At 63.5% G+C, this 12,219-nt stretch carries 14 protein-coding genes and 1 tRNA gene; 9 read left to right on the top strand and 6 right to left on the bottom strand.

The genetic code is table 11. From position 1 onward, the window contains the following. On the top strand, positions 1-971 hold a 971-nt coding region (locus AC1DYJ_RS08670), incomplete at its 5' end, for a YncE family protein (protein ID WP_477426026.1). Between the two features lie 99 nt (positions 972-1,070). On the opposite strand, the gene AC1DYJ_RS08665 is transcribed toward AC1DYJ_RS08670, so the two are convergent. Together AC1DYJ_RS08665 and AC1DYJ_RS08660 are read right to left on the bottom strand one after the other, a co-directional pair. Next, on the bottom strand, positions 1,071-2,816 hold the full coding sequence (locus AC1DYJ_RS08665) for an adenylate/guanylate cyclase domain-containing protein (RefSeq protein WP_477283407.1): 1,746 nt from the start codon (positions 2,814-2,816) through the stop codon (positions 1,071-1,073). Between the two features lie 494 nt (positions 2,817-3,310). Next, positions 3,311-3,395: transfer RNA gene (locus AC1DYJ_RS08660), tRNA-Leu, on the bottom strand. Between the two features lie 205 nt (positions 3,396-3,600). Here AC1DYJ_RS08660 and AC1DYJ_RS08655 point away from each other — a divergent pair. Beyond that, positions 3,601-4,185: a YqaA family protein gene (locus AC1DYJ_RS08655; RefSeq protein WP_477283409.1), complete on the top strand. Its 585-nt coding sequence runs from the start codon at positions 3,601-3,603 to the stop codon at positions 4,183-4,185. Positions 4,186-4,215: 30 nt separating this feature from the next. After that, positions 4,216-4,734, top strand: a complete 519-nt coding sequence (locus AC1DYJ_RS08650) for a disulfide bond formation protein B (protein ID WP_477283411.1) — start codon at positions 4,216-4,218, stop codon at positions 4,732-4,734. Between the two features lie 162 nt (positions 4,735-4,896). Here AC1DYJ_RS08650 and AC1DYJ_RS08645 read toward each other — a convergent pair whose 3' ends face one another. Beyond that, on the bottom strand, positions 4,897-5,454 hold the full coding sequence (locus AC1DYJ_RS08645) for an HNH endonuclease (RefSeq protein ID WP_008874122.1): 558 nt from the start codon (positions 5,452-5,454) through the stop codon (positions 4,897-4,899). Positions 5,455-5,582: 128 nt separating this feature from the next. Next, positions 5,583-6,224, bottom strand: a complete 642-nt coding sequence (locus AC1DYJ_RS08640) for a DNA-3-methyladenine glycosylase family protein (protein ID WP_477283413.1) — start codon at positions 6,222-6,224, stop codon at positions 5,583-5,585. Between the two features lie 75 nt (positions 6,225-6,299). Between AC1DYJ_RS08640 and gluQRS the strand changes: the two genes are divergently transcribed. Further along, the gene (gene gluQRS, locus AC1DYJ_RS08635) at positions 6,300-7,175 is read left to right on the top strand and encodes a tRNA glutamyl-Q(34) synthetase GluQRS (RefSeq protein WP_477283945.1); all 876 of its coding nucleotides are present in this window, start codon (positions 6,300-6,302) and stop codon (positions 7,173-7,175) included. Positions 7,176-7,253: 78 nt separating this feature from the next. Here gluQRS and AC1DYJ_RS08630 read toward each other — a convergent pair whose 3' ends face one another. Next, positions 7,254-7,541 (bottom strand): hypothetical protein, encoded by a 288-nt coding sequence (locus AC1DYJ_RS08630; protein WP_112562263.1) that lies wholly within the window; start codon positions 7,539-7,541, stop codon positions 7,254-7,256. A gap of 223 nt (positions 7,542-7,764) precedes the next feature. Between AC1DYJ_RS08630 and AC1DYJ_RS08625 the strand changes: the two genes are divergently transcribed. Continuing rightward, positions 7,765-8,640, top strand: a complete 876-nt coding sequence (locus tag AC1DYJ_RS08625) for a DMT family transporter (RefSeq protein WP_477283415.1) — start codon at positions 7,765-7,767, stop codon at positions 8,638-8,640. A 75-nt stretch (positions 8,641-8,715) separates the two neighbouring features. On the opposite strand, the gene AC1DYJ_RS08620 is transcribed toward AC1DYJ_RS08625, so the two are convergent. Further along, positions 8,716-9,567 (bottom strand): YihY/virulence factor BrkB family protein, encoded by an 852-nt coding sequence (locus AC1DYJ_RS08620; RefSeq protein WP_477283416.1) that lies wholly within the window; start codon positions 9,565-9,567, stop codon positions 8,716-8,718. 60 nt (positions 9,568-9,627) lie between these two features. Between AC1DYJ_RS08620 and AC1DYJ_RS08615 the strand changes: the two genes are divergently transcribed. The 4 genes from AC1DYJ_RS08615 to AC1DYJ_RS08600 are packed head-to-tail and all read left to right on the top strand — an operon-like array spanning position 9,628 to position 12,142. Then, positions 9,628-10,494: an SDR family oxidoreductase gene (locus AC1DYJ_RS08615; protein ID WP_477283418.1), complete on the top strand. Its 867-nt coding sequence runs from the start codon at positions 9,628-9,630 to the stop codon at positions 10,492-10,494. A gap of 23 nt (positions 10,495-10,517) precedes the next feature. After that, positions 10,518-10,709 carry a twin transmembrane helix small protein gene (locus AC1DYJ_RS08610; RefSeq protein WP_477283420.1) on the top strand — a complete coding sequence of 64 codons (192 nt, stop codon included), beginning with the start codon at positions 10,518-10,520 and terminating at the stop codon, positions 10,707-10,709. A 19-nt stretch (positions 10,710-10,728) separates the two neighbouring features. Continuing rightward, positions 10,729-11,310 (top strand): cob(I)yrinic acid a,c-diamide adenosyltransferase, encoded by a 582-nt coding sequence (locus AC1DYJ_RS08605; protein WP_477283422.1) that lies wholly within the window; start codon positions 10,729-10,731, stop codon positions 11,308-11,310. 31 nt (positions 11,311-11,341) lie between these two features. After that, positions 11,342-12,142, top strand: coding sequence for a rhomboid family intramembrane serine protease (locus AC1DYJ_RS08600; protein ID WP_477283424.1), 801 nt, complete (start codon positions 11,342-11,344; stop codon positions 12,140-12,142). Positions 12,143-12,219: the final 77 nt, after the last annotated feature.

The following is a 12,219-nucleotide window of genomic DNA, read 5'->3' as shown; positions in this document are numbered from 1 at the left end:
TCTATGTGCCGAACCGCTCCTCCAACAGCGTCACGGTGATCGACACCCTGACGCTCAAGGAAGTCGACAGGATCTCCGTCGGCAGCAAACCGCAGCACGTGGTGCCGTCCTGGGATATGAAGACGCTCTGGGTCGCCAACAACGGCACCGGCAAGAACGGCAGCCTGACGCCGATCGACCCGATGACCGGCAAGCCCGGCCCGCAGATCGCGGTGGACGATCCATACAATTTGTACTTCATGCCGGATGGCAGCGCCGCGATCGTCGTCGACGAAGCCCTGGAGCGGCTCGATTTTCGCGATCCCCACACCATGGCGCTGAAGTCGACCCTGTCGACGCCCAACTGCCCCGGCATCAACCACGCCGATTTCTCGGTCGATGGCTCCTATGCGATCTTCACCTGCGAGTACGGCAATGGCGGAGTGACCAAGATCGACCTGAAGAACCAGAAGGTGCTTGGCCATCTCGACTTCTCGAGAATGGGCATGCCGCAGGACATCCGCCTCTCGCCCGATGGCAAGGTCTTCTACGTCGCCGACATGATGAATGACGGTATCTTCCTGGTCGATGGCGACAGCTTCAAGGAGATCGGCTTCATCCCGACCGGCATCGGCACGCATGGCTTCGTCGTCAGCCGCGACGGCAAGCGGCTCTATGTCTCGAATCGCGGCTCGCACAAGATGGAGCAGGGCAAGGCAAAGGGTCCGGGCAGCGTGACGGTGATCGACTTCGCCACCCGCGCGGTCGTCGCGCAATGGCCGATCCACGGCGGCGGCAGCCCCGACATGGGCAATGTCAGCGCCGACGGCAAACAACTGTGGCTGTCCGGCCGCTTCGACAGCGCCGCCTACATGATCGACACGACCTCAGGCGCCGTCACCAAATTCCGCGTCGGCGCCGAACCGCACGGCCTGACAGTCTGGCCGCAGCCGGGGCGGTACTCGCAGGGTCATACGGGGAATATGCGGTAAGGTGCGTCTACGGGAAAAATAGCGCTTTTAGCCAGACCATAAACACATGAAGTCGAGCACCTACAAAAAGTGGAACAAGTAGGTTAGCAACCGCGACGATCACTCCGGCACACCGGCGATGCCCAGCGCCTCGACGTAGCGCTCGGCGAACACCTTGTCCCGCCATGGGTTGATCTGTCTCTGCAGGGTGAGCGTGAAGGTCGGGAACGCCTCCATCAGCCGCCGCGCCGCAGCCTGCGCCTCGACCAGCCGGTTGAGTTTGACCAGCGCCATGATCACCACCCGGTGCGAGGAGCCGTAGTTCGGCATTTCGTACAGCGCGCGCTCTCCCCATGCCAGCGCTTCGTCGTAACGCTCGAGCATCAGGTAGCTCATCCCGATGCCGGAGAGCGCGATGCCCTTCTCCGGGTCGACCGGGCTCAGCCGCATTGCCCTGTGAAAGTGCTCTATCGCGACGAGCGGGCGGCTGGAATGTGCGTTCACCCAGCCGCTGCTCGTATGGCCCTGCGCCGAATTGGGGTTGAGCAGCAGGGATCGTTCTATCGTGCCCAACGCCATCTCGTAGTCCTTCGCGCTGTAGGCGAGCACCTGCGCGGCGAAGCGCAGGCTCGTGGGGTCGTCGCGCGCTTCGGCTAGTACCTCGCGCGCCATGCGCACGGCGACCCGGCCATCGTCCGGCTCATGCCAGCACTGGCTCACGGATACGCTGCGGATATAGGCGCCGAGCCCCTTTGCCAGGTTGAAGCCAGGGTCGATGCTGAGCGCCTCGTTGGTGAGCCGGCGCACGTCGGCGAAGCCTTCGCGCGTCATGCTGTAGAAGCGCGGCAGCGCGCGAAGATAGAGGTCGTAGGCGCTCATGTAGTCGGTCGGCTTCATGCGCGCCTGCTTGATCTGCTCCAGCCGGATGCTCGGCTCGACAGCGCCGACGACGCTCTCGGTCACCTTGTCCTGCAGGTCGAAGATGTCGCTCAGGTCGCCCTCGAAGCGGTCGGTCCAGACATGGTGCCCGCTGATCGCATCCACCAGCTGCCCACTGATGCGCACCCGCGATCCTGCTCTGCGGATGCTGCCTTCGAGCACGTAGCGGACGCCCAGCTCGCGCCCGACCTGGCGCAGGTCCACCGCCCGGCCCTTGTAGGTGAAGGACGAGTTGCGGGCGATCACGAAGAAGGAGTTCACACGGCTCAATCCGGTGATGATGTCCTCCACCAGCCCATCGGCAAAGTATTCCTGGTCGGGGTCTCCGCTCATGTTGGTGAAAGGCAGGACGGCGATCGAGGGTTTCTCGGGCAAGGGAGGCGGCGCAGCCACCGCGGCGCTGGCGTCGGTCTCGACGCGATAGGCGCGCACAGGCCGCTCGATATTCTTGAGGCGCAGTTCGCCGAGCGGTGTGAACCCGAAGTCAAGCTTGCCCTGAAGGTGGTCGTAGGCCGTGCCCGAGACGATCACGGTGCCGGGATCGGCGATGCTTTCGAGTCGGGCGGCGATGTTGACCCCGTCGCCGTAAAGGTCGCCGTCCTCCTCGCAGACCACGTCGCCGAGATTGACGCCGATGCGGAAGCGAATCCGCTCGTCCTCGGGCGTCTCCGCCTCATGGTCTGCCAGAGCCTGCTGGATCGCCATCGCCGAGGTCACCGCGTTGACGACGCTAGCGAACTCGCACAGCATGCCATCGCCGGTAAGCTTGACGATCCGGCCATGGTGCCCGGAGACCAGCGGTTCGAGGAGGTCCTTGCGGTAGATCTTCAATCGCTCGAGCGTGCCGCGCTCGTCGCGCTCCGTCAGGCGCGAATAGCCGACCACGTCGCAAGCCAGAATCGCGGCGAGGTGGCGCTGCGTGATCATTGCACCGCTCAGCCGAGCGCCTGCACGGGAATCGTCCCGCGTCGATGTCCTGCCAACCTCCAGACGCCTCACCTGCATGGTATCCCATCTCTCCCTGTCTCCGCCCGTTGCCGATACAGGACGGAGAACGCAGCTTGACGTTGCCTTCACGAGATTTCGCTATGCGCTTGACAGGCGTGGAGCGTTCCAGTCGAGGCGCTAACAGCCAACCGACGACACGCTCACGCAGCCTCTGGGGACACTGACACGCCACTCCCAGAAGGCTGGAGATATTTCCTGTTTTTGTAACCGGCTGACGTCACCGTGGCGGTGCTTTTGTATCGGGCATCACCCCAGACGCTTGCGCTTGGAGGGTAGTGAGGCCAGCAAGTGGGGTAAGCGGGACTGGTCAATCTGATGACCGACGCCTTCGCCCTGTCGGCCAAGGCACGGGCTGGACGCGACCCCTCATAGTGGTGGCCAACACTGGAAATAAGCATGTCCAAGAGAGAAAATGGTGCCCCTAGCCGGAATCGAACCAGCACTCCTTGCGGAACTCGATTTTGAGTCGAGCGCGTCTACCAATTCCGCCATAGGGGCTCAGGCCGCAGGGCCTGGATGGGCGCGGACTATACGGTTGGAGGCCTGTTCGTCAACTGGCCAAATGCGCCGCCCTGCCCTGTTGCGGCAAAAGCCCGCCTTTCGGTTTCATGAAGCTCCTGCCATTGTGCAGCGCGGAAAATCTTTCTAGACAGACGCGCATCAAAGCGCGTTGCGTCTGGGCAACATGCATCCAGGAGAGCCGATGCTTCGCGGACTTTACGATTGGACCTTGTCGCTGGCGGCCCGCAAATCCGCCGAATGGTGGCTGGCCTTCATCGCTTTCGTCGAAAGCTCGGTGTTTTTCATACCTGCCGACGTTCTGTACCTGCCCATGGCGTTGGCGCGGCCCGAACGCGCCTATCGCTACGCGCTGACCGCCACCGTTGCGTCCGTGCTTGGCGGCATTGCGGGGTGGCTCATCGGTTACTATGCCTACGACACGATAGCACGGCCGATGCTGGAGCACTTCGGCGGCCTCGACACGTTCGAGAGATGGCAGTCGGCCGGCACCGGGCTGATGCTGGTGCTGCTCGTCACATCCGGCGCCGCCCACTTGCCGCCGATCAAGGTGGTCACCATTCTGGCCGGCGCGCTTCACGTCAATCTTGTCGTCTTCATCGTCTCGGCCATCCTGGCGCGCGGCGCTCGTTTCCTGCTTCTCGCCTGGCTGCTGCGCCGCTATGGCGAAGAGATCAAGGAATTCATCGAGAAGCGTTTGGGATTGATCGTGGGCGCCGGCGCCGCCGCCCTGATTTTGCTCTATATCGTCGTCAAATACGCCTTCTAGACGGGCGGCGAGCGCAACGGACGAAGACCCATGACAGCGACCATGAATGCCGATACCGGACGCCAGCGGACGCGCGCCGCTTTGTTTCTCGCCGTCGCCATGGCCGCCACGGTCGGCTCCGCGCTCGCCTTTCAGCACATTGGCGGCTACATCCCTTGCCATCTCTGCCTGGAGCAGCGCACACCCTATTACATCGGTGCGCCGCTGATGCTTCTGGCGGTGATAGCCTCGATGCTCAGCGCGCCGGCCTGGCTGACGCGCGGCCTGCTCGCCATTGGCGGCCTGCTGATGCTCTACGGGCTTTATCTCGGCGTCTATCACTCCGGCGTCGAATGGGCCTGGTGGCAAGGTCCGGCCGACTGCACGGCCGGCGCCGGCCCGGTCGACACCGGTGGCAAGGGCGTGCTCGACGCGCTCGACAAATTCGTGCCGCCGTCCTGCGACAAGGCAGCACTGCGCATCCTCGGCCTGTCGCTGGCCGGCTGGAACGCCATCGCCAGCTTCATCCTCGCCGCCGTCGCCTTCCGCAGTGCCTTGGCCCGCGATTAATCAGGTCTCAAGCGCCGACGCGAGATCGTTCACAGAATTCGGCAGGCTGAGTCGGATGAAGTGATTTTCGAGAACCGGAGCGCAGCGGACATTTGAGTCCGAGAGCACCGGAAGCGCAGAAAATCGCTTCAGGCGGCCAGCCTCCCGAATTCTCGAACGATCTCAGGGTTCCAGTTCGACATCCCAGTAGAGATAATCCATCCAGCTTTCATGCAGATGGTTGGGCGGGAACAATCGGCCGTTGTTGTGCAGATCGTGCACCGTCGGCTGGTAGGGCTTCTGCAGCGGCCACATTTTGGCGTGCGCCGGCATCATGCCGCCCTTCCTCAGATTGCAAGGCGAGCAGGCGGCAACGACATTCTCCCAGGTCGTCGCCCCACCACGATGGCGCGGGATGACATGGTCGAAGGTCAAATCCTCGGGCGTGCCGCAATACTGGCACTGGAAGCGGTCGCGCAGGAAAACGTTGAAGCGGGTGAACGCCGGGTGCCTCGACGGCTTCACATAGGCCTTCAGGCTGACGACGCTGGGCAGCTTCATCGAGAAAGTCGGCGAAGACACCGCGTGCTCGTATTCGGCGACAATGTTGACCCTGTCGAGGAACACCGCCTTGATGGCGTCCTGCCAGGACCAGAGCGACAAGGGGTAATAGCTGAGCGGACGATAATCCGCGTTCAGCACCAGCGCAGGAAGCCCATCCGGAGATACGGCAACCGTCACCTTGTTGACCTCCTCGTTCTAGAACCGATCGGCGCGGATACTGTAAGCCCGACATGACAGGGATGTGAAGCGGATTGTCGCTCGCCAAAAGCGGCAAAAATGCAGGATTTTCATGCTTTTTTGCGGTTTCAGGCGGGAGGTGCTGCGTCCCTGCCCCTGGTTTCGCGGTAATAGGACCAGAAAAGCCGCGATGCGACACCTCGCCACGGGCTCCATGATTCGGCCAGGGCGATGAGTGTTTTCTCCGGCGGACGCGGTTCGATGCCCAGCGCATGGCCGACCGCGCTCTGCAGCGCGACGTCGCGCGCGGGGAAAATATCGGGGTGGCCGGCGGCGAACAGAAGGTAGACTTCCGCCGTCCACGGGCCGATGCCCGGCACCGCTGTCATCGCCGCAATCGCCTCCTCGGCATCGAGCGAACAGAGGTGGTGTAGGTCGAGCCCGTCGACCACGGCCTGGGCAACCGCGATCAGGCCGCGCTGCTTCGGCCGCGACAGGCCGGCCTCGCGAAACATGTCCTCACTGGCGGCAAGGATGGCCTGCGGCGTCAGCGGATCGACCAGTTTCACCAGCCGGCCAAAAATGGCATCGGCGCTGGCGCGGGAGACCTGCTGCGAGACGATGATCGAGGCGAGGCTCCTGAAGCCGGGTTCGGAGAGCCGCAGCGGCACCTCGCCGGCCATGCCGCGTACCTTTTCCAGGCGCGGATCGATCGTGCAAAGCGCATCCAACCCCCGCGCAATGTCGTCCAGTGTCGCGATGCGTTGCATGGTATCCTTGTCCGCCGATGAGCAGCAAAGTAGCAATTGGCAAAACCGCTGCACAACCGGATTGCCGCCACAGAGATGACGCTCCTGACATTTCGCTTCGCGCCGAGCCCGAATGGCGAACTGCATCTTGGCCATGCCTATTCGGCGCTGCTCAACCAGCAAATGGCAAATGCAGTGGGTGGCCGCCTGCTGCTGCGCATCGAGGACATCGACACGACGCGCTGCACGCCGGAATTCGAGGCCGGCATTTTTCGCGACCTCGAATGGCTTGGCCTCGAATGGGAACAACCGGTGCGGCGTCAGGCCGACCATTTCGCCGACTATCAGGCCGTGCTCGACCGGCTGATCCGCGAAGAACTCGTCTACCCCGCCTTCATGAGCCGTGGCGAGATCAGGGCCTTCATCGCCGACAGCGAAAAGCGCGGCCGCGACTGGCCGCGCGACCCCGACGGCGTGCCGCTCTATCCCGCTGCCGACAAGGCGCTGCCGGTCGGCGAACGCAACCGCCGGATATCAGACAATGCGCCCTTCGCCTGGCGCCTTGACGTCGATGCCGCGCTGACCCGCGTCGGCACCGATCTGTCCTGGCGCGAATTCACCGACGAGACGCTGTCGGCGACGCGAACTGTCGAGGCGCGTCCGCAGGACTGGGGCGACGTTATCCTGGCGCGCCGCGACATTCCGACCAGCTATCACCTGGCTGTCGTCACTGACGACGCCCTGCAAGGCGTCAGCCATGTCGTGCGCGGCCGCGACCTCTATTCGGCGACCGGCATCCAGCGCCTGCTGCAGGAACTGCTTGGGCTGGCCCAGCCGGACTATTTCCACCACCGTCTCGTTCTCGGACCGGACGGGCGCAAACTGTCGAAGAGTCTTGGCGATACCGGCCTTGCCGCGCTCAGGCAGGCAGGCGCTTCGCCGGACGATGTCCGGCGGCTGGTCGGCCTCTAGCTATAGCAATTCCAGGAAAAGTGTGAGCGGTTTTCCCGGGAAAAGCGCGTAGCGCTTTCCCTTGGGAATTGCGTTACTCTAAAGTCGGGCAAGCCCCGCCTTGAGCAGCGCCAACGCGGCGATAAACGCGAAGGCGCCGCCCAGTCCCCAGGCAACCGCAAGCTTCAGATCTCTAAGGACGATGCCATGTTCGTTCGCGACCATGATCGCGACGAAAAAGCCGAGCGTGAACAGCAGCGTGTTGCCGGTCGACCCAAAACCGTCCTCCTGCATGATGGCGTCGAGCGCCGAGCCGAAGAAGAAGCCGAACACGGCCACGCTCGCAACCGTCATCAACAGCCAGCTTGTGTCGAGATGCAACAGCATGCGCGCTCCCTGTCGAAGCCGAAACGCCGTATCGCCGGATCGATCGACAGAGGTCGATTGCCCCCGGCGCCGCCCTTTGAATTCGGCCGCCCATTACATTCCGGCAAGCTTATGTATCAATTGTTTCGCTTTGCTTGCCGGATTGAACCGCATTAGAGCAATTGCCGTAGTTGACTCTTCACCCAATCGGGCCTCCTCACCGACACGAACGGCTTCCCCAAAAATGCACAGTCTCAAGCGGTTCATCCCCGCCTCCTTCGTCGTCCTGTGGGCGACCGGCTTCATCGGTGCGCGTTATGCCATGCCATGGGCGGAGCCCTTCACCTTCCTGGCGGCCCGCTTTGTCATCGCCGCCTTGCTGCTCGCCGGCCTGATGCTCGTGCTTGGCTCCAAGCGAGCCACAAGGGCCGAAGCGCTTCACGCCACCGTCGCCGGCATCCTCATGCATGGCGTCTATCTCGGCGCGGTGTTCTGGGCGATCCACAGAGGCATGCCGGCCGGGCTTTCAGCGCTGATCGTCGGCCTGCAGCCGCTGATCACGGCGGTGCTTGCCGGCAAGTTCCTCGGCGAGGCTATCTTGCCACGGCACTGCGCCGGCCTGGCCGTTGGCCTGATCGGAGTGGTCATCGTGCTGTGGCCGAAGCTCGGCGCGCTCGGCGGCGGCGTCACCCCGGAAACGCTGACAGCGTCGCTGGTCTCGGTGCTGGGCATGAGTGCCGGCACCATCTGGCAGAAACGCTATGCGTCGGGCGGCGACCTGGTGGCGGCGACGATGTGGCAATATGTCGGTGGCGGCGCGCTGATGATCCTGGCCTCGCTTGCCCTTGAGACGCACACGGTCGTCATCAACGGTGAACTGATCTTCGCCATGGCCTGGCTGGTGCTGGTGCTGTCGATCGGCGCCATCTTCCTGTTGATGGTGATGATCCGCGACGGCGAGATGTCGAAGGTCGCATCGCTGTTCTACCTGGTGCCGGCCGTCACCGCTGTGATCGCCTGGGCGCTGTTCGGCGAACAGCTCAACCTCCTGCAGATCGTCGGCATGGCCATCGCAACGCTCGGTGTCGGCCTGGCCACGGCCCGGCCGGCCAAAGCATGATCCCGAAAAGTGGGTACCGGTTTTCTCGGACAAACGGGAACCGTTTTGTCCAAGGATCATGCTCAAGAAAATGCCTTAGCTACCGACCCGCGCCCTCGCTTCGAGATAGCGGCTGATCGCGGCGTTGAGTTCGCCGCCGAGGATGAAGATCGCCGACAGCATATAGAGGAAGACCACCGCGATCATGATCGACGCCAGCCCGGCATAGGTCGTGACATAGGACGAGAAGTGATCGAGATAGGTGGCAAAGACGGTTGATCCGATAAGCCATGCGGCAAGCGTGAACAGGATGCCCGGCACGATCGAGACGAGACGGCGCTTGCCCGCCGGCAGCCAGAAATGCACGGCAAACAGCCCACCGACAATGACGGTCGAAGCGATGACGAACCGCCATAGCGTGATCGTGCCCATATAGGGCTTGATCCCTTCGATATGTGCTTCGGCGAGCCGCGCGAGCAGCGGCGCGAACACCAGAAGCACGCTGATCGCCAGGAAGCCGGCCGTGGCGATCAGGACGAAGATGATGCTCTGCACCCGACGGTAGATGATGCCGCGCGTCTCGGCGACGCGGTAGGCGCGGTTGAGCGAGGTGCGCAGCGCCTCGATGCCGTTGGAGGCGAAATAGGCGGCAAGCAGCACGCCGTAGGTCAAAAGATCGGTGCGCCGCACGGTCAGCACGTTGAGCACCTCGTGCGCGATCGGCTTGGCGATCTGATCGGGCCAGGTGTCGAACACAAGGTGCACGGCGGTATCGGCGAACGCCTGCGCGCCGAGGAAGCTCGCCAGCGTGGTGGCAAAGATCAGGAACGGAAACAGCGCCATCAGCGAGGTGATCGCCAGATGGCTGGCCATCGCCCAGCCGTCGTCGGTGTTGAAATGGCCCAACGCGTCATAGAGGACGCGGCGCAGCACGACGATATTCCGCATCAAGAGCCGCGTTCCCTTCGATTGTCTCGACGCCGCGAATATGGGAAGGGATTGTGGCAAATGGCAACCCTTGCTCAAACCACGATCCCGCCGGCGAAAGCGATGCGCACCATCATCGTCACCGGCGCTTCGTCCGGAATAGGCGCCTATTGCGCCCGCGCGCTGAAGGCGGATGGCTGGCGCGTGTTCGCGACGGCGCGCAAGCCTGAAGACATCGCCGCACTCGAGGCCGACGGCATCGAGGCGTTTTACCTCGACTACCGCGAGCCGGAGTCGATCGCCGCCCTTGCGGCATCGGTGCTGGAGCGGACAGGCGGACGCCTCGACGCCCTGTTCAACAACGGCGCCCACGCACAGCCGGGTGCGGTCGAAGACCTGCCGGTTGCGGCATTGCGGGAGCAGTTCGAGGCCAATTTCTTCGGCTGGCATGACCTCACCCATCGCATCGTGCCGGTGATGCGCCGCCAGGGGCACGGTCGCCTCATCCATTGCTCCTCGATCCTCGGCCTGGCGCCGGTGCGCTTTCGCGGCGCCTATTCGGCCTCCAAGCATGCGCTCGAAGGGCTGATGCTATGCATGCGGCAGGAATTGCAGGGCAGTGGCATCCATGTCTCGCTGATCGAGCCGGGGCCGGTGACATCGAAGATCGCCAGCAACGGGCTGTTCTGGTTCCTGAAGAACATCGACCACGAGAATTCCGTCCACCACGTCGCCTATGCCGCGCAACTGGCGCGGCTGCGGGCCGGCGGCAGCTCTTCGCGGCTGAAAAAGGGGCCGGAAGTGGTCTATGCGGCCTTGCGCCATGCTCTTCTGTCGCGGCGCCCACGCCCGCACTATGTGGTAACAGTGCCGGCTAAGATCGGCGTGGTGCTGAAACGCATCTTGCCGGCGTCCTTGCTCTATCGCGTGCTTGCCAGGCGCGCCTGAGCGAAACGAACTGGAGCCGCCAGATGGTCACCGTCCTCAAAATCCTCGCCGTTGTGGCCATGGCCGCGGTCCTGATCGTGCTGGTCCGCGGCCTCATCAACATGATGCGCGGCGGCGACGGCGTCACCTCCAACAAGCTGATGCAGGCCCGTGTGCTATTGCAGGCCCTGGCCTTGGCGCTGATCCTGCTGGTGGTGTATTTCACCCGCAAGTGACGGCCGTTCGGGAGGCGACGTGGTCAAGCTCAACAAGATCTACACCCGCACCGGCGACGACGGCACCACCGGCCTCGGCACCGGCGAACGCAGGCTGAAATCCGACCTGCGCGTCGACGCCTATGGCACGGTCGACGAAGCCAACGCCTGCATCGGCATCGCCCGCCTGCACACCGCGGCAACCCATCCCGCGATCGACGCCATGCTGTCCCGCATCCAGAACGACCTGTTCGATCTCGGCGCCGATCTCGCCGTTCCAGACAACGGCAAGCCGCTCGGCTACGAGCCGCTGCGCATCATCGCCTCGCAGACCGACCGCGTCGAAAAGGACATCGACCTTCTCAACAAGGATCTGCAGCCGCTCAAATCCTTCGTGCTCAATGGCGGCACGCCGGCCGCGGCCGCTCTGCATCTTGCCCGCACCGTGGCGCGGCGGGCCGAGCGGATCATGGTGGCGCTGGCCCAGGACCCGGCCGAGCACGTCAACCGCGAGGGGCTGAAATACATCAACCGCGTCTCCGACTTTCTGTTCGTCGCCGCCCGTGCGGTCAATGACAACGGAAATGCCGACGTGTTATGGGTGCCCGGCAAGAACCGCTGAATTTGCTCGAAAGCGGACGAGGGACCGGGGCATGTTCATCCCGCTTTACGACACCAACAGGCTGCGCCACATAAGGCTGCAATATGTGACGATCGGCCTGATCGCGGCCAACGCGCTGGTCTTTCTCATCACCACGGTCGGCGGCGAGAATTTCAACAACGCCGCCGTGCTCGGCCTCGGCTTCATTCCTTCGGTCGTCCACAACACGGCCGAGCTCTCGCCCCAGTTCGTCATCATTCCGGAGAGCCTGAGCTATATCACCTATGCCTTCCTGCATGCCGATATCTTCCATCTCGGCGGCAACATGCTGTTCTTGTGGGTGTTCGGCGACAATGTCGAGGATGCGCTCGGCCATATCCGCTACCTCATCTTTTACCTGCTGTGTGCCATCGCCGGCGCCGCTTTTCAGGGGCTCGTCGCCTGGGATTCGCAAACGCCGCTGATCGGCGCCTCCGGCGCCATCGCCGGCGTCGTCGCCGCCTATCTGGTCCTCTATCCCCGGGTGAAGGTGTGGGTGCTGGTCTTCGCCCGCATTCCGCTGCGCATCCCGGCCTTCATCCCGCTGATCCTGTGGATTGGCTTCCAGGTGGTGATGTTTGCCGCCGGTGGCGAAAACCAGATCTCCTGGGCCTGCCATATCGGCGGCATCATTGCCGGCGGCGTGCTGGTGCTGATCATGCGCAGCCGCGGCGTGCCGCTGCTTGCCGGCGATGACGGCGAGCCTGAACCCGCCGATCAGCCGCCCGTTTCCACCGGGCCGGCGCCAACCGAGCCCGCGCCCACGCAGCCGGAGACGCGCTGGGGTCGGGGTGGCGCTTCCGGTCAGAACTGAACCGATTTGAGTGGTTTGCCTCTTGCCGTGGCATATTGACGTGTTGCGCTGCCACAACTAGGGAGGACGCCACCGTT

This window comes from Mesorhizobium sp. P2_B11, from assembly GCF_056404855.1.
This window is presented reverse-complemented; position numbering and strand designations above follow the sequence as displayed.